The sequence below is a fragment of the Methylococcus sp. ANG genome (assembly GCF_040730495.1).
Taxonomy (GTDB): domain Bacteria; phylum Pseudomonadota; class Gammaproteobacteria; order Methylococcales; family Methylococcaceae; genus Methylococcus.
On record NZ_CP160399.1, the window covers coordinates 1689720 to 1705639 of the forward strand.

At 63.9% G+C, this 15920-nt stretch carries 17 protein-coding genes; 10 read left to right on the top strand and 7 right to left on the bottom strand.

The genetic code is table 11. The features are described 5' to 3' along the window. Positions 1–8 precede the first annotated feature (8 nt). The 4 genes from ABZN20_RS07965 (at position 9) to ABZN20_RS07980 (ending at position 6268) form a co-directional block, all read left to right on the top strand. Entirely contained in the window at positions 9–452 is a 444-nt protein-coding gene (locus ABZN20_RS07965) for a hypothetical protein (RefSeq protein ID WP_367027304.1), read from the top strand. Between the two features lie 101 nt (positions 453–553). Continuing rightward, a complete protein-coding gene (locus ABZN20_RS07970; RefSeq protein WP_367027305.1) occupies positions 554–1834 on the top strand; it encodes a TolC family protein in 1281 nt (426 codons plus the stop codon). Next, the gene (locus ABZN20_RS07975; RefSeq protein WP_367027306.1) at positions 1831–3114 is read left to right on the top strand and encodes an efflux RND transporter periplasmic adaptor subunit; all 1284 of its coding nucleotides are present in this window, start codon (positions 1831–1833) and stop codon (positions 3112–3114) included. The genes ABZN20_RS07970 and ABZN20_RS07975 overlap by 4 nt, the downstream gene beginning before the upstream one ends. A gap of 1 nt (position 3115) precedes the next feature. Continuing rightward, the gene (locus tag ABZN20_RS07980) at positions 3116–6268 is read left to right on the top strand and encodes an efflux RND transporter permease subunit (protein WP_367027307.1); all 3153 of its coding nucleotides are present in this window, start codon (positions 3116–3118) and stop codon (positions 6266–6268) included. Between the two features lie 141 nt (positions 6269–6409). On the opposite strand, the gene ABZN20_RS07985 is transcribed toward ABZN20_RS07980, so the two are convergent. From ABZN20_RS07985 to ABZN20_RS08015, 7 genes are all read right to left on the bottom strand, one after another. Beyond that, positions 6410–7006, bottom strand: coding sequence for a restriction endonuclease subunit S (locus ABZN20_RS07985; RefSeq protein WP_218807402.1), 597 nt, complete (start codon positions 7004–7006; stop codon positions 6410–6412). Then, the gene (locus tag ABZN20_RS07990; RefSeq protein ID WP_218807403.1) at positions 6999–8135 is read right to left on the bottom strand and encodes a helix-turn-helix domain-containing protein; all 1137 of its coding nucleotides are present in this window, start codon (positions 8133–8135) and stop codon (positions 6999–7001) included. The genes ABZN20_RS07985 and ABZN20_RS07990 overlap by 8 nt, the downstream gene beginning before the upstream one ends. Then, the gene (locus ABZN20_RS07995) at positions 8128–8457 is read right to left on the bottom strand and encodes a type II toxin-antitoxin system RelE/ParE family toxin (RefSeq protein WP_255556541.1); all 330 of its coding nucleotides are present in this window, start codon (positions 8455–8457) and stop codon (positions 8128–8130) included. Before ABZN20_RS07995 ends, ABZN20_RS07990 begins: the two co-directional genes overlap by 8 nt. A gap of 255 nt (positions 8458–8712) precedes the next feature. Next, positions 8713–9108, bottom strand: a complete 396-nt coding sequence (locus tag ABZN20_RS08000) for a type II toxin-antitoxin system VapC family toxin (protein WP_367027308.1) — start codon at positions 9106–9108, stop codon at positions 8713–8715. Beyond that, a complete protein-coding gene (locus tag ABZN20_RS08005) occupies positions 9105–9374 on the bottom strand; it encodes an AbrB/MazE/SpoVT family DNA-binding domain-containing protein (RefSeq protein WP_218807406.1) in 270 nt (89 codons plus the stop codon). The genes ABZN20_RS08000 and ABZN20_RS08005 overlap by 4 nt, the downstream gene beginning before the upstream one ends. Before the next feature lie 81 nt (positions 9375–9455). After that, entirely contained in the window at positions 9456–9983 is a 528-nt protein-coding gene (locus ABZN20_RS08010; protein WP_367027309.1) for an N-6 DNA methylase, read from the bottom strand. Between the two features lie 169 nt (positions 9984–10152). Beyond that, positions 10153–10608: an ArsI/CadI family heavy metal resistance metalloenzyme gene (locus tag ABZN20_RS08015; protein ID WP_218807408.1), complete on the bottom strand. Its 456-nt coding sequence runs from the start codon at positions 10606–10608 to the stop codon at positions 10153–10155. A 339-nt stretch (positions 10609–10947) separates the two neighbouring features. Between ABZN20_RS08015 and ABZN20_RS08020 the strand changes: the two genes are divergently transcribed. The 6 genes from ABZN20_RS08020 to pssA all read left to right on the top strand — a co-directional run bounded on the left by ABZN20_RS08020 (position 10948) and on the right by pssA (position 15721). Further along, a complete protein-coding gene (locus ABZN20_RS08020) occupies positions 10948–11184 on the top strand; it encodes a hypothetical protein (protein ID WP_367027310.1) in 237 nt (78 codons plus the stop codon). Between the two features lie 41 nt (positions 11185–11225). Next, a complete protein-coding gene (locus ABZN20_RS08025; RefSeq protein ID WP_367027311.1) occupies positions 11226–11447 on the top strand; it encodes a hypothetical protein in 222 nt (73 codons plus the stop codon). A 173-nt stretch (positions 11448–11620) separates the two neighbouring features. After that, complete coding sequence (locus ABZN20_RS08030) at positions 11621–13351, top strand: acetolactate synthase 3 large subunit (RefSeq protein WP_367027312.1); 1731 nt, start codon at positions 11621–11623, stop codon at positions 13349–13351. 2 nt (positions 13352–13353) lie between these two features. After that, positions 13354–13845 carry an acetolactate synthase small subunit gene (ilvN, locus tag ABZN20_RS08035; RefSeq protein ID WP_367027313.1) on the top strand — a complete coding sequence of 164 codons (492 nt, stop codon included), beginning with the start codon at positions 13354–13356 and terminating at the stop codon, positions 13843–13845. A 64-nt stretch (positions 13846–13909) separates the two neighbouring features. Next, entirely contained in the window at positions 13910–14926 is a 1017-nt protein-coding gene (ilvC, locus tag ABZN20_RS08040; RefSeq protein WP_218807412.1) for a ketol-acid reductoisomerase, read from the top strand. A 48-nt stretch (positions 14927–14974) separates the two neighbouring features. Continuing rightward, positions 14975–15721, top strand: a complete 747-nt coding sequence (gene pssA, locus ABZN20_RS08045; protein WP_367027314.1) for a CDP-diacylglycerol--serine O-phosphatidyltransferase — start codon at positions 14975–14977, stop codon at positions 15719–15721. The last annotated feature ends 199 nt before the right edge of the window (positions 15722–15920 follow it).

A 15920-nucleotide genomic window follows, 5' to 3' on the forward strand; every position in this document is an offset into this window, starting at 1 on the left:
CCACCAAAATGGTTTTATTCGTCGCCATGTCGATGCCTTCGCCCGCGCAAATCCGCCGCTCGCTCGCCTGCCGCCTCTGCGCGGTGCTGAGCCTGTGCGTCTGGCTTTTGTCCTCGGCCGGCACGGTCTGCCTGATGGGAGGCATGCCGCAGGCCGAGCAGGCCGCGGAACATTGCGCCGGAATGCCGGAGCACGATGAATCCTCCCCGACACCACCGGACGGCTGCGCCAAACAGGCCTCCTGTTTCGGCCTGCAGGCCGTGGACGAAGACGACATCGCCATCGACAAGGCGGGCACCGGTCTTGGGGTGAAACTCCTCACGCTTTGCCTGCTGGTTGTCGCCGGCCTGTGGACCGCGATCCTGCGGCTGCCGGATCACCACTACCTGCGGCGGTCTCCCCCGCTTCCCAAGGTTCCCGTCGCTCTACGCTTCTGCGTCCTGCTGAATTAGCGCTCCTTTTCCATCGCTGACCGCAACGCGATTGGCCTGCCGCGTCCGCGCCGGACCGGGAGGGAATCGCCGCTCGATTGCGTCCGAAAAAGGAGCATTCCATGTTTTCGCTACACCCATCGTACAGACGATCGGACTTCGCTCTTCTGCTGATCGTCTGCCTGGCCGTGCCCGCCCAGGCCGGTCCGCTTTCCCTGGAACAGGCGCTGAACCAGGCGCTGGCCGGCAATCCGGGGCTGGCCGAAATCAAGGCCCGCGCCGACGCCCTGGCCAGCGTTCCGCCCCAGGCCGGCAGCCTGCCCGATCCTTTCCTGAGCTTCGGCGCGCTGAACGTCCCGACCAACGATTTCAGCCTGAACCAGGACCAGATGACCATGATGGAGGTCGCCGTCAGCCAGCAGCTTCCCTTTCCGGGCAAGCTCGGCCTGGCCGAACGGGCGGCGCAGCAGGAAGCCATCGGCGCGGCCAAGGATGCCGATGAAGCGCGGCTCCGGCTGGCCCGGGACATCCGCCTGAGCTGGTGGGCGCTTTTCTATTACGACCGCACCCTCGGCATCCTCGCCGAAAGCCGGGACTGGATGGCCAAGCTGGCGGACATCGCCGACCAGCGCTACCGGCTCGGCCAGGCGGAACAGTCGGACAGCCTGCTGGCCCGGCTGGAACTCACCAAGCTGCGCGACAAGACCCTGGAGCTGATCAACATGCGCCACGGTGAGGCGGCCCGTCTCAACGTGCTGCTCGACCGCTCCAGCGACAGCGCGCTGGAACTGCCCAGCGAAGCCGCATTCAGTTTTCCCGAACTGTCGGCCGAGCCGGCGCTGCTCGACCAGGCCCAGGCCCAGCGGCCGCTGCTGGCCCAGAAACAGGCGGCCATCGAAGCCGCCCAGAACCGCCTCGATCTGGCGAAAAAGGAGTACCTGCCCGACCTCAACCTCGGCTTCGGCTACGCCTTCCGCCAGAACGCGCCGAACGGCGAATTCCGCAGCGACTTTGCCAACTTCCGGCTGAGCATGAACCTGCCGCTGTACGCCGCCACCAAGCAGTCCAAGCAGGTCGACCAGAGGCAGAGCGAACTGATGCGGGAACGCTACGCGCTGCATGATGCCGAACGCAGCGTCCAGGCCGACGTGACCACCGCGCTGGCCGCCTACCACCATGCCCACGAGCGCCTGAGCCTGTTCGAGAAGGAGCTCCTCCCCCAGGCGCGCGGCACGTTGGATTCCCTGACCGCCAGCTACCGGGTGGGCAAGATCGCCTTCGCCGACGTGCTGCGCGCCCAGCTCTCAGTGTTCGATTACCAGGTGCAGTACTGGAACGCCCTCACCACCTCCCAGCAGGCGCTCGCCCGCCTGGCCGCCGCCCTCGGCAAGGAAACGCTATGAAACCGTCTGTACGTCTGATCTTGCTCCTCCTGGCGTTGGCCGGCACCGGCGTCGGCGGCTACTGGCTGGGACGTAAAACCGCGCCACCGCCTTCACTCGCCCCGGAAACCGTGACCGAGAGGCATCCCTTGTTCTACCGCAACCCGATGAACCCGCAGGTCACTTCGCCGGTACCGACGAAGGACGACATGGGCATGGACTACGTGCCGGTCTACGCCGAAGACCTGGCGCCGACAGGCGGCCCCAGCGAAGCGGTGGTCAGCCTCGGCCCGGAGAAGGTCCAGAAGCTGGGGGTACGGTCCGAGCCGGCTCAGCGCCGGGTCCTGACCCACGTCATCCGGGCGCTGGGCGTGGTAGAGATCGACGAGCGGCGGGTCCACGCGATTGCGCCGCGCTTCGAGGGCTGGATCGAACGCCTGGGCGTCAACACCACCGGCCAGCCGGTGCGGCAGGGCGAAGTGCTGCTGGAAGCCTACAGCCCGGAACTCGTCTCGGCCCAGGAGGAATATCGCATCGCCGGCTCCGGCGAGGCCAGCCGGGCCTTGCGCGAAGGCGCGATCCAGCGGCTGCGCAACTGGAGCGTTCCGGAACCCTGGCTGCGCCGGTTCGAGGCCAGCGGCGAAATCCAGCACCGGGTCCCGTTCGCTTCGCCGGTGAACGGCATCGTGCTGGAGAAGAATGCGCTGCAGGGCATGCGCTTCCTGCCCGGCGACACCTTGTTCCGCATCGCCGATCTGTCGACGGTCTGGGTCATCGCCTCGATCTTCGAGCAGGACCTCGGCCACGTCCGGGTTGGGCAGACCGCCCGCATCGGCTTCAACGCCTATCCGGACCGAAGCTTCGATGGCCGGGTGAGCTATGTCTATCCCACGGTAACCGACGCCGTGCGCACGGCGCGCGTGCGCTTCGAACTGGCCAATCCGAAGCAGGTGCTCAAGCCGGCGATGTACGGCGACGTCGAACTGCAAGCCGCTGCGGATACCGCGCCGGTGTTGGCGGTGCCCGACTCCGCCGTGCTCGACAGCGGCACCCGGCAACTGGTGCTGGTCCGCCTGGGCGAAGGCAGCTTCGAACCCCGGCCGGTGGAAACCGGCCAGCGGGTGGAGGGGTACACCGAAATCCGCCGGGGACTGAGCGAAGGCGAAGAGGTGGTGACCCGCGCCAATTTCCTGATCGATTCGGAGAGCAACCTGCGTGCGGCGATCGGCAGTTTTTCGACCGGCCAGCCCTCGCCCGCTCCGACCGCCGCTCCCGACCATTCGATGCACGGAGGCCATTGAGATGCTCGCGCACGTCATCGACTGGTCCCTGCGCAATGTATTTCTGGTGCTGCTGGCGACGGTCGCCGTGGTCGCCGCCGGCATCTATGCCGTCGTTCGCACCCCGCTGGATGCCCTCCCCGACCTGTCCGACGCCCAGGTCATCGTCTACACCGAGTTCCCGGGCCAGGCGCCACAGGTCGTGGAGGACCAAGTCACCTATCCTTTGACCACATCGATGCTGAACGTGCCCCGCTCCAAGGTCGTGCGGGGCTTCTCGTTCTTCGGGGCCTCCTACGTCTACGTCATCTTCGACGACGGCACCGACATCTACTGGGCACGCTCGCGGGTGCTGGAATACCTCAACGCCGCTGCCGCGAAATTGCCCAAGAACGTCACCCCGCGCATCGGCCCGGACGCGACCGGGGTCGGCTGGGTTTACCAGTACGCGCTCACCGGCGCCGGCCACACCCTGGCCGAGCTGCGCACGCTGCAGGACTGGTTTCTGCGCTATCAGCTCAGCAAGGCGCAGGGCGTGGCCGAGGTCGCCAGCATCGGCGGCTTCGTCCAGCAGTACCAGGTCACCGTCGATCCGCACAAGCTGCAGGCCTACGGCGTGCCCTTGAGGAAGATCATCGAGGTGATCCGCGCCAGCAACACCGACGTCGGCGGGCGCGTGGTCGAGCTGGCGGAAACCGAATACATGGTGCGCGGGCGCGGTTACCTGCACGGCATTCCCGACCTGGAGCAACTGGTGGTGAAGGCCGCAGGCGGCATCCCGGTGCTGATCCGCGACGTGGCACGGGTGGAGCTGGTGCCGGACGAACGCCGCGGCATCGCCGAACTGAACGGCGAAGGCGAGGTGGTGTCCGGCATCGCCCTGGCCCGCTACGGCCAGAACGCGCTGGACGTGATCGGCAGCGTCAAGGCCAGGCTGCTGGAAATCGCCCCCGGCCTGCCCGAAGGCGTCGACATCGTGCCGGTGTACGACCGCTCGGAACTGATCCTGCGCGCCATCGCCACCTTGCGCGAAACCCTGCTGGAGGAAAGTGCGGTGGTCGCCGCGGTCTGCGCGCTGTTCCTTTTCCATCTGCGCAGCGCCCTGGTCGCCATCCTGATGCTGCCGGTCGGCATCCTGATCGCCTTCATCGTGATGCGCGCCATGGACCTGAATTCGAACCTGATGAGCCTGGGCGGCATCGCCATCGCGATCGGAGCCATGGTCGACGCCGCCATCGTCATGATCGAGAACGCCCACAAGCATCTGGAGCGCGATCCCGGCCGGCCCCGGATCGAGCTGATCCGCGCCGCCTGCCGGGAAGTGGGGCCGGCCCTGTTCTTCAGCCTGCTGATCATCACCGTGTCGTTCCTCCCCGTATTCGCGCTGGAAGCCCAGGAAGGCCGGCTGTTCCACCCCCTGGCCTACACCAAGACCTTCGCCATGGCCGGCGCCGCTCTGCTGTCGGTCACGGTGGTGCCGGTCATGATGCTGCTGTTCGTGCGCGGCCACATTCTGCCGGAGCGGCGCAACCCGGTGAACCGGCTGTTCATCGGGATGTACCGCCCCGTGATCCGGGGCGTGCTGCGCCACAAGGCCCTGACCCTCGCCGGCGCCCTCGCCGTCCTGGCGGCGACGCTCTATCCCGCCTCGCGCCTCGGCAGCGAATTCATGCCCACGCTGAACGAAGGCACCCTGCTGTTCATGCCGACCACCCTCCCCGGCATCTCCATCACCAAGGCGTCGGAACTGCTGCAGACCCAGGACCGCATCCTGAAGCGCTTCCCAGAGGTCGCCTCGGTGTTCGGCAAGGCCGGCCGCGCCCAGACCGCCACCGACCCGGCGCCGCTGGAAATGGCCGAGACCCTGGTCAACCTGAAACCGGAAAAGGACTGGCGGCCGGGCATGACGATCGACAAGCTGGTCGCCGAGATGGACCAGGCGCTGCAGATTCCCGGCGTCACCAACGCCTGGACCATGCCGATCAAGAACCGGATCGACATGCTCTCCACCGGTATCCGCACCCCCATCGGCGTCAAGGTGTTCGGCCGGGACCTGGAAACCCTGGACCGCATCGCCCGCCAGATCGAACAGGCCATCAAGTCCGTGCCGGGCACGACCAGCGTGTACGCCGAGCGCGTCACCGGCGGCCATTACCTCAACATCGAACCGGATTACACCCAGCTGGCGCGCTACGGCCTGACCGTCGGCGACCTGCAGGAGGTGATCGCCACCGCGCTGGGCGGCGAAACCGTCACCACCACGGTGGAAGGACGCGAGCGCTTCGGCGTGATCGTGCGCTATCCGCGCGAATTGCGGGACGACCCCGTGGGGCTGGGCAGCCACATCCTGATTCCCACTGACTCGAAGAGCAGCGGAGCTGACTCCGGCGCCAACGTCCCGCTCGGCCAGCTCGCCCACATCTCGCTCACGCTGGGCGCCCCCGGCATCCGCACCGAGAACGCTCTGCTATCGGCCTACGTGTTCGTCGACCTGCGCGGACGCGACATCGGCGGATACGTCGAGGAGGCGCGGCGGGCGGTGCAGGCGGCGGTGAAACTCCCGCCCGGCTATTTCATCACCTGGAGCGGGCAGTTCGAATACCTGCAGCGGGCCGAACAGCGCCTGCTGCTGGTGGTGCCGCTCACCCTCGCCGTGATCTTCGTCCTGCTGTACCTCAACTTCGGACGGCTGACCGAAACCCTGATCGTGATGGCCTCGGTGCCGTTCGCCCTGGTCGGCGGCGTGTGGCTGCTGTGGCTGCTGGACTACAACCTGAGCATCGCCGTGGGCATCGGCTTCATCGCCCTGGCCGGCGTCGCCGCGGAAACAGGCGTGGTCATGCTGATCTATCTCGACCACGCCTGGAAGGAACTGCGCGAGGAAGCCCGCCGGGCAGGCCGCACGGCCGGGACGGAGGATCTCTATCGCGCCGTCATGGCCGGCGCGGTGGAGCGGGTGCGGCCGAAGATGATGACCGTGACGGCGATCATGGCCGGCCTCCTGCCCATCCTCTGGAGCACCGGCACCGGCTCCGAAGTCATGCGCCGCATCGCTGCGCCCATGGTCGGCGGGATGGTCTCCTCCACCGTCCTGACCCTGGTGGTCATCCCGGCGGTCTACGCCTGGTGCAAGCTGCGTTCGCTGGACGCCGAAGATTGGAAATGCGGTCGGTAATACTGCCGGATGTAGGACATATCGAGCAACAGCGTTTTCACGGCAACGAACACGAATCAAGTGGTTCTGGTGATAGCAGACGGCCAACTGTTCATCCCAGGCCGTACTGAACGTCAGCAATATCTCCGACGCGCTTGATGTCTACGTGGCCTTGCGGGTTACCGGAAAAGATTTCTTGAGTGCGCGATAGCAGTAGCGACTCCACGAAGTGACCAACTGCCGACAGCTTTCGACACACGCATGATGGGCGCTAGCCAGATCGACGATTCGCACCTGCTCCTCCAGCGGCGGCAGCGCAACCTCCTGAATCGCGAGCGTCTTCCAGTTGATCGTCGGCGAAAGAGAGCCGACAGAAATCTCCACCGCCCGATCCATGAACAGATCGCTCTGCATGAAGAAGGGCAGGAACTCCGGCAGCACGGCTTCGGGCTTGGCGCGACGCACCATCGCGTGGGCCGAGCAGATGCCGTCGAACTCGGCTACGCCCAGCTTGCGCTGGTAAGCCCGGCGCCGGCCGAAAATGATATCGCCCTTCTTGAACACCAGCTTGGTGGCTTCCACATCGTCCGGGCCGCCCCAACGACGAATGCGCAACGAATCGGGATCGAGATGTTCCAGGCCGACGTAATGCTCCATGCCGGATTCGGATGGATTGTCGATACGGACATTGACGTTGGTTGCGATCTGCTCGAAGCGCCAGTCCTTCCAGCCGGGCTTGAGCGACGCCATTTCAGCCATTCTCAGCCGTCCTTAACTGGAAGCTCTGTTTCAGTCGGTTCAATACCGTGGCAAACGGCAGGATCCCATCATGCTGCAAGCGACCCACGACAATGCCAGGGTGAATGTCGATTTCTTTGGCGAATGCGAGAATCGCCGCCTCGGAAGTCAGAGTCGGTAGCCTCTCGGCATACTCTTCCGGGATCAGAAGACTCCCTGCCCACTGACTCGCCTCATGCTCTCGCGGGTCTTCGGTATGCGCGGCATTGGGGTCATCGAGGAAGATGGATTTTTTCTCTTCCTTGCTGTTCGCGTGCAGAAGAATATGCGCCGCCTCATGGAAGAAGGTGAACCAGAATTTGTCGTTGGTCTTGCCGTACAGGGAAAGCTGGATCAACGGGCGGGAAGCACCCAACCAGCGCGCCACGCCACTGACATGGGCGCGAGGGATCGCCGGCACCAAAACCAGAAGCACACCGACGTCATGCAGCAGCTTGCGCATTTGCGGCTCGAACTCTTGCGGGGGCAAGCAGGTGAGGCCGCGAATACTTTGCAGCGCCTGCTGGAATCGGGCCCTGTTGTATTTGGGGTATTTCGGCCCATCCAGCTGCTCGGCCTGCTGTTCGCCCAGACGCAACCAGGCGGATATAGCGCCCACGTCGCACTGTTCCTCGCGGCTGCGGCGGAAGGCCATTTCCATGCCGCCGTAGTGGGCACGCCAGTCGTCGGGTGAGGCTACGCCAAAGAAGCGCAGGCAGGCTTGAACCAGCCCGGGCTTGTTCCTGGCCACCAGTCGCTGTTTCTCGATGGCGCCGTTGGCCATCAGATCCTTCAGCGGCAGCTCCTCCAGCCAGGGCACCCAGTCGGCGTGGCGCTGCTCAGCCTCCAGCCGAGCCAGGTGCTTCTGGTAGTTGGCCTCCAGTGCCAGCCAGAAGTCCAGGGTGCTGCCCAGCACCCGCTCCAGGCGTTGCGCGGCATCCAGGGTGACCGGCACCTTGCCGTTGATCAGCTGGCTGATGTGTTTTTCGCTGTAGCCCAGGCGCTGGGCGAGTTCGGCTTGCGTCCAACCACGCTCTTCAGCGACATCCAGAATGGTTTCACCAGGGGGCAAGACCCGGTCTGGCGCGAAAGGAGCACTCAGTTCAGTCATGGTAGTCCCCAATGTATTCAATACTCACGATGGTGACCTGGGTCCAGTCGACACCGCCGTCTGGCCGGATTGGGCAGGGATCGTTTGCCGGGGCAAATACCAGCCGCCAGCCCCCGGCAAGTTCAAGCGCGAACTGGCCATCACGGTCACCTTTGAGCGGGTGAGGATTGCCGGCGACCAGCTCAGTTACCCGCGCGGCGGCTTCCATCTGCTGAAGGCGCAACAGCAGCTTACGCGCACAGGCCGCCCCGAGCTTCTTCTCGGCGACGGCCTGTTTCTCACACAGCTCGCGGATTTTCTTGTTCCGAAACTGGATATCCAAATCGACCCCTATCCTATCACTATTTACCAAATTGGTAAATTATAACTGCCCTCTCCCAAGCCATCGAGAGTTTCCACCAGGGCATCCATCTGCTGCCAGAAGACGCGTCCGTCGCTTTGGCATGGCTCCCAGGCCGCGCGCAGGCTGACGGCTTCATGGGTTCCGTTGCCGTTCGTCGCCCGCTTCACGTACAGCGGAATGGACAGATTGGCCCCATTGCGATCTGCTCGAAGCGCCAGTCCTTCCAGCCCGGCTTCAAACCTCCCAAACCCGCACCTCCGGCGCGATACCGGCTTCCCGCGCGGCTTTGCAAAAGTCCCGGTCAAAGGTGTGCAGGACCGCGTTACCGCAGACTGCCAGATGCAAGGCGTCGGCGAAATCGGCGCCCTTGGCATACCAATCCAGCGCATGGCTGATGGCTTCGGCATCCTCGACGACCGTACCATCGATTTCCAGAAGCGCCGTGAAAAACGCCGTGAGTTGGCGACGGGTTTTCTTGTAGCGAGAGCGCAAAACCCATTCGGTTTCCAGCAGCACCGTGCGCGAGATGAAAATGGTGTCGCTGGCGATCAGTTGCCGAATGACGGCGACCTGATCGGGATTGTCGACGACCAGCGCCCGCACCAACAGATTGGTGTCAAAGGCGATCATTTTTTGTATTCCTGGCATTCCTCGTCGGTGAGTTCTACGGGCTTGCATAACTCTTCGGTGGATAGCGGCGGGCCGTCGTGCTTGAGCATACCGATCAGATCCGCCAGATTGCGGCCGGTTTTTTTCGGCACGGCCTTGAGCGTAACGCCAGAAGCGCTGGAAATCAGTGTCAGCTCAGTGCCCGCTTCCCAATGCAGCTCGTCGCGAATTTCCTTTGGGATGACGACTTGCCCCTTGCTGGATAGGGTGGTGGTGGCAATCGACATAGGAAGCTCGAATAGTAAGACAAAAAGTAAGTCCAATTATCCGCCGGTCGTCAAAGACCCGCAAGCGCGCCGACTTCGGCGTCAATAGCCGGTTTCGCGCTCCTCAAGAATGATGGCACTGACGGAAACATCACCGAGGTGCAGCGGCGCCTGCGGAGTCAGTCCGTCGAGCGTTTCCACCAGTGCATCCATCTGCTGCCAGAATGCGCGGCTGTCGGTCTGCCACTTTTCCCATGCCGATCGCAGGCTGACGGCTTCTCTCTCATCCCAGGCCCTCCCTGCGGAAGAAGAGAGTCGTCTGACATAGAGCGGAATCGACAGATTGGAGCCATTGCCGGCGATCTGGTCGAGCGTCGCCACGGACGAGAACCCTTCCTCGGCGACATAGGCTCGGAAAGCCTGAAGGATGCGTTGCTGGTGTTCAGGCTTGAGGAAGCTCTGCGCGCGCTCGCGGGTGACTTCATTCACCGCGTCGATGAACAGCACCTTGCCCTTGCGTGCGGCAGGCTTGCGCCGTCTGCAGACGACGATGCAGGACTCCATCGGCGAGTTGTAGAACAGGTTCGGTCCGAGGCCGATCACGGCCTCGACCCAATCCTGCTCGACCATCTTGGCGCGCAGACGTTACGATTGCCCAGCGGTAGGCGGGAAAAATGTTCGATCAGGTCTTTCAACAACGCGTCGGATAGCCGCGCCCGGCAAGCGCGCGGATTCCGTCAGTTCCCGTTTCGCGTCTTAGAGCTTGCCGGACCTCGGGGCAGAACATTGTTCGATGTTGTCACCCGCAACACTTGGACGGGCTTGCACTCACCTCCGGAGCGCAGCAAGCCGACTGGGAGCCCGTTTCGGCCTTGGGCGCCTCGCCGAATACCGGAATCTCGCCCAGCGAATGGAAGGATTCCCAGGGAATGCCCTGCGGATCGAGCACCCAGTATTTGTCCGATACCGCGTAGCAGCAACCGGTGCCCTTCTGTTCGGCGATCGGCGTATCGGCGCGGTCGAGACGCTGTTTCAGCTCGGCCAGCTCGGCGTCGTCTTCGGCCTGGATGCCGAGATGGTCCAGCCCGGTCTTGCCGCTGCGGCTGGAGATGGCGAAGTTGACCTTCGGGTCGTCCAGCATCCACTTGGCGTAATCGGGCTTCCGCACCGTCGGCTCGGAGCCGAACACGGCGCTGTAGAAACCGATATTCGATTCGATATCGGCAACCGAAATGTGGACATGCAAACGTTTCATACGGCTCTCCTGATCGTTCATCCAAGACTGTCACAACTGCCGGAAAGCGCTCGCGTGCGAGCACCCCGGCTCCGTACACCGGCGTCCTAAGTTCGGCAATGCGCCCGTGATTTCGATGTTTCAATAATAATCGAACTATACGAACAGGGCAAACCTCCGCCGTCTCCCTGAAGATGCCTCAGCCCCGGCGACTGCGAACCCGGGATCACGGATTCGAAAACCGGTGCTCGGCCACGGTTGACACTTAAATGAGAATTGTTATCATTAACGTCAAGGGCGCCGCTCAGGCGCGGAGCCCGAAGAGAACATGCGTCCCAACCCAGCTTGAGGAGCCTCCCCATGAATCCCCATCCTTCGACACTTGCGGAGCCGCAAATTTCCACCGACGTCCTGGTAGGCATACTGCGCTCGCTGTTGATGCAATACGCCAGGACCCCTTCCCCCTCGATCGCCGGCAACATCGCCAACTGCCTCGACCGGCTGCTCTCCCACCCGCAATTCGATGAACCGCCGCAGGAGCGCTGTACCTATCTGTACATGCGGACCTACTGGCGCCTCGTCGAGTCGCTGGGATAGACGGGCGTGACACCATCACGAGCCTTCGAGGAACCACCGCCATGAAGAACACCCCTTGTCGCGTCAGAAAGCTGGCGGGCGACGGCCTCTGCCGCGTCGATTATTGCCCGGACTGCGCCTGCTTCCACCTGAAAGTGGGCTATGCGAGCCTGCACATCCACCCCGAAGCGTTCCTGCGGCTTTGCAGCACGCTGAACGCGGCGCTGGCCCGGTTTCAGCGGCAGGAAAAGCTTGCCGCGGGTCCGGCGGCGCTGAGGCATTGACGACGGCCCCGCGGCCGCATCGCAGGGAAGTGACCCGGGGTTTCGAAACCCGTCTGTCTTGACGTAACACGTAGTTCCGGGTACGGTTCTCCACTTTTCACTTGCGCGCTCCCCACCGGAGCGGTTTGCAACGGGCGCTCGCAAGCGCCTGATCAGTAAAGAGGGGCCGAAGCGTGGAACTCAGCGGTGCGGAAATCGTCGTCCAGTGCCTGAAAGACGAAGGTGTGGAATTCATCTTCGGCTATCCGGGCGGTGCAGTGCTGCATATTTACGACGCGCTGTTCAAGCAGGACGATGTCAAGCACATCCTGGTACGCCACGAACAGGGCGCGACCCATGCCGCCGACGGCTATGCGCGCTCCACCGGAAAACCCGGCGTGGTCCTGGTGACCTCGGGCCCCGGCGCGACCAATGCCGTCACCGGCATCGCCACCGCCCACATGGACTCGATCCCTCTGGTCGTCATCACCGGCCAGGTGCCCCTGCCCGTCATCGGCAGCGACGCCTTCCAGGAGGCCGACATCGTCGGCATCACGCGTCCCTGCGTGAAGCACAACTTCCTGGTCAAGGACATCCACAAGCTGGCCGAGACCTTCAAGAAAGCTTTTTACATCGCGACCACGGGCCGCCCGGGCCCCGTCGTGATCGACATCCCCAAGGACGTCACCGATCCAAACGTCAAGATTCCCTACGACTATCCGCGCAGCGTCTCGCTGAGGTCCTACAACCCCTCGGTGAAAGGCCATCCGGTCCAGATCAGAAAGGCGGTGGAGCTGCTGCTGTCGGCCCGGCGTCCGATGATCTACAGCGGCGGCGGCGTCATCCTCGGCAACGCCGCGGACGAACTGACCGCACTGACGCGGCTGTTGAATTTCCCCATCACCAACACCCTGATGGGCCTGGGCGGCTACCCGGCCACCGACCGCCAGTTCGTCGGCATGCTCGGCATGCACGGCACCTACGAAGCCAACATGGCGATGCACGACTGCGACGTGCTGCTCGCCGTGGGCGCCCGCTTCGACGACCGCGTCACCGGCAAGATCGCCGAATTCTGCCCGGATGCCGAGATCGTCCACATCGACGTCGACCCGGCCTCGATATCCAAGACCGTCAAGGTGGACGTTCCCATCGTCGGCGAAGTCGCGCCGGTGCTGGCCGACATGATCGAATTGATCAAGGCCAGCGGCCGCGCGCCGGACGCCGAGGCGCTGAAGGCCTGGTGGGCGAGGATCGACCAGTGGCGCAGCCTCGACTGCCTGCGCTACGACCGCACCAGCGACAGGATCAAGCCGCAATATGTGGTCGAACAGCTTTGGGATCTGACGCGCGGAGACGCCTTCGTGGCCTCCGACGTCGGCCAGCACCAGATGTGGGCGGCGCAGTACTACAAGTTCGACAAGCCGCGCCGCTGGGTCAATTCCGGCGGCCTCGGCACGATGGGCTTCGGCCTGCCGGCCGCCATCGGCATCAAGCTGGCGCATCCGGAGGAGGAAGTCGTCTGCGTCACCGGCGAAGCCAGCATCCAGATGTGCATCCAGGAACTGGCCACCGCCCTGCAGTACCGTACCCCGGTCAAGATCGTCAACCTGAACAACGGCTACATGGGCATGGTGCGGCAATGGCAGGAGTTCATCTACGAAAGCCGCTACTCGCATTCCTACCTGGAGACCCTGCCGGACTTCGTCAAACTGGCCGAAGCCTACGGCCACGTCGGCATGCGCATCGATAAGCCGGCCGACGTGCGCCCGGCCCTGGAAGAAGCCCTGAAACTCAAGGACCGCACCGTGTTCATGGATTTCCTGACCGATCCCACCGAAAACGTCTACCCCATGATCGAATCCGGCAAAGCCCAGCACGAGATGCGCCTGGCGCCCGGCACCGCGGTCGACAGGGAGCTCGCCTGATCATGCGACACATCATTTCCGTATTGCTCGAAAACGAATCGGGCGCGCTGTCGCGGGTTGCCGGCCTGTTCTCCGCCCGCGGCTACAACATCGAGTCGCTCACCGTGGCGCCGACCCAGGACCCGACGCTGTCGCGCATGACCATCGTGACCTCCGGCAGCGACGACATCATCGAACAGATCACCAAGCAGCTGAACAAGCTGATCGACGTGGTCAAGCTGATCGACCTGTCGGAATCGGCCCATATCGAGCGCGAGCTGATGCTGGTCAAGGTACGCGCGACCAACGGCGGCCGCGAAGAGGTCAAGCGCCTGGCCGACATCTTCCGCGGCAACATCATCGACGTCGCGCCGGCCAGCTACGTGATCGAAGTCACCGGCGAAAAATCCAAGCTGGATGCCTTCCTGCAAGCCCTGCGGGACGAAGACATCATCGAGGTGGTGCGTTCCGGCACCACCGGCATCCTGCGCGGAGAACGCGGACTCCACGTCTGATCCCGCCCCAGGGTTTTCCCCCTAGCAACCTGCCCTTAAAGAAAGCGCAACGAGAGGAAGTTCCATGCAGATTTACTACGACAAAGACGCCGACCTTTCCATCATCCAGGGGAAGAAGGTCGCCATCATCGGCTACGGCTCGCAGGGCCACGCCCACGCCAACAACCTCAAGGATTCCGGGGTGCAGGTCGTGGTGGGTCTGCGTCCGGGTTCGGCTTCCGCCAAGAAGGCCGAGAACGCCGGTCTCGCGGTCGCGTCGGTCGAGGATGCGGTCAAACAGGCGGACGTCATCATGATCCTGGCGCCGGACGAGCACCAGGCCCGCCTCTACAACGAACAGATCGCACCGAACATCAAGCAGGGCGCCGCCCTCGCCTTCGCCCACGGCTTCAACATCCACTTCGAGCAGATCACCCCGCGCGCCGACCTCGACGTGATCATGATCGCGCCCAAGGGCCCCGGCCATCTGGTGCGTTCGACCTACACCCAGGGCGGCGGCGTGCCCTCGCTGATCGCGGTGTACCAGGACGCCAGCGGCCGCGCCAAGGAACTGGCGCTGTCCTATGCCTCGGCCAACGGCGGCGGCCGGGCCGGCATCATCGAGACCAGCTTCCGTGAGGAGACCGAAACCGATCTGTTCGGCGAACAGGCGGTCCTGTGCGGAGGTGCCACCGCGCTGGTGCAGGCCGGTTTCGAGACACTGGTCGAAGCCGGTTACGCGCCGGAGATGGCCTATTTCGAGTGTCTGCACGAACTCAAGCTGATCGTCGACCTCATGTACGAAGGCGGCATCGCCAACATGCGCTATTCGATCTCCAACACCGCCGAATACGGCGACCTGACCCGCGGTCCGCGCGTCGTCACCGAGCAGACCAAGCAGGAAATGAAGAAGATCCTGCGCGAGATCCAGACCGGCGAGTTCGCGCGCGAATTCATCCTGGAAAACCAGGCCGGCGCCGCCACCCTGAAGGCGAAGCGCCGCCTCGGCCGCGAGCACCTCATCGAAAGCACCGGCGCCAAGCTGCGCGACATGATGCCGTGGATCAAGGCCAACCGCATTGTGGACACGAGCAAGAACTGATACTTTGTGCCGGCGCGGATTTCCGTGCCGGCACGACAATTTTCCACCATGGAAGACAATTCCTCACCCAATCCCAAACGTCGGCGCGGCATCTATTTGCTGCCCAACCTCTTCACCACGGCCGCGCTCTTCGCCGGCTTCTACGCCATCACTGCGGCGCTCAACCAGCGCTTCGAGCTGGCCGCGATTTCGATCTTCGTCGCCATGATCCTGGACGGCATGGACGGCCGGGTCGCCCGGATGACCAACACCCAGAGCGCGTTCGGGGCGGAATACGACAGCATGGCCGACATGATCTCATTCGGGGCCGCGCCCGCCCTGGTGGTCTACATCTGGTCGCTGTCCACCCTGGGCAAGCTCGGCTGGGTCGCCGCGTTCGTCCATACCGCCGGCGGCGCGCTGCGCCTGGCCCGCTTCAACACCCAGATCGCCACCGCCGACAAGCGCTATTTCCAGGGCCTCCCCAGCCCCTCCGCCGCCGCCATCCTGGCCGGCTTCGTCTGGTTCTCGGTGGACCAGGGCTTGAGCGGCGAGACCATGCGCTACATCGCCTTAGGGCTATCCATCGCCACGGGGCTGGCGATGGTCAGCAACTTCCGCTACTACAGTTTCAAGGACGTCGACCTGCGCGGGCGCGTGCCGTTCGTCAACGCCATCTTCGTGATGCTGATCTTCGCGGTGCTGTTTTCCAACCCGCCGCTGGTGCTGTTCCTGTTCTTCGGCGCCTATGCCCTGTCGGGCCCCGCCTTGACGCTGGCCCTGCTGAAACGGCGGCGCGGCGAGCGGCGCGCCTGAAGGCGTCCATTGGCAAGCCGGCCGGGGCTGTGTATATTCCAAGCCAATGAAACGCATCATGTCGAACCTGCCCTCCTTCCGCTTCGATGCCGCACCGGCTGCCGGTGCCAAGGCACCCGTCCTGTCGTCTTTCGGTCTTCTCCGCCTGCTCCTGCCCTGAGGGGCAGAACACGCGAACCTTTTCGATATACCCCCAAAT

What these genes read in the sequence shown, in the direction of transcription:
- ABZN20_RS07965 (WP_367027304.1), top strand. Translation starts at nt 9, where the DNA reads ATGGTTTTATTCGTCGCCATGTCGATGCCTTCGCCCGCGCAAATCCGC.
- ABZN20_RS07970 (WP_367027305.1), top strand. Translation starts at nt 554, where the DNA reads ATGTTTTCGCTACACCCATCGTACAGACGATCGGACTTCGCTCTTCTG.
- ABZN20_RS07975 (WP_367027306.1), top strand. Translation starts at nt 1,831, where the DNA reads ATGAAACCGTCTGTACGTCTGATCTTGCTCCTCCTGGCGTTGGCCGGC.
- ABZN20_RS07980 (WP_367027307.1), top strand. Translation starts at nt 3,116, where the DNA reads ATGCTCGCGCACGTCATCGACTGGTCCCTGCGCAATGTATTTCTGGTG.
- ABZN20_RS07985 (WP_218807402.1), bottom strand. Translation starts at nt 7,006, where the DNA reads ATGGCTGAAATGGCGTCGCTCAAGCCCGGCTGGAAGGACTGGCGCTTC.
- ABZN20_RS07990 (WP_218807403.1), bottom strand. Translation starts at nt 8,135, where the DNA reads ATGACTGAACTGAGTGCTCCTTTCGCGCCAGACCGGGTCTTGCCCCCT.
- ABZN20_RS08000 (WP_367027308.1), bottom strand. Translation starts at nt 9,108, where the DNA reads ATGATCGCCTTTGACACCAATCTGTTGGTGCGGGCGCTGGTCGTCGAC.
- ABZN20_RS08005 (WP_218807406.1), bottom strand. Translation starts at nt 9,374, where the DNA reads ATGTCGATTGCCACCACCACCCTATCCAGCAAGGGGCAAGTCGTCATC.
- ABZN20_RS08010 (WP_367027309.1), bottom strand. Translation starts at nt 9,983, where the DNA reads ATGGTCGAGCAGGATTGGGTCGAGGCCGTGATCGGCCTCGGACCGAAC.
- ABZN20_RS08015 (WP_218807408.1), bottom strand. Translation starts at nt 10,608, where the DNA reads ATGAAACGTTTGCATGTCCACATTTCGGTTGCCGATATCGAATCGAAT.
- ABZN20_RS08020 (WP_367027310.1), top strand. Translation starts at nt 10,948, where the DNA reads ATGAATCCCCATCCTTCGACACTTGCGGAGCCGCAAATTTCCACCGAC.
- ABZN20_RS08025 (WP_367027311.1), top strand. Translation starts at nt 11,226, where the DNA reads ATGAAGAACACCCCTTGTCGCGTCAGAAAGCTGGCGGGCGACGGCCTC.
- ilvN (WP_367027313.1), top strand. Translation starts at nt 13,354, where the DNA reads ATGCGACACATCATTTCCGTATTGCTCGAAAACGAATCGGGCGCGCTG.
- ilvC (WP_218807412.1), top strand. Translation starts at nt 13,910, where the DNA reads ATGCAGATTTACTACGACAAAGACGCCGACCTTTCCATCATCCAGGGG.
- pssA (WP_367027314.1), top strand. Translation starts at nt 14,975, where the DNA reads ATGGAAGACAATTCCTCACCCAATCCCAAACGTCGGCGCGGCATCTAT.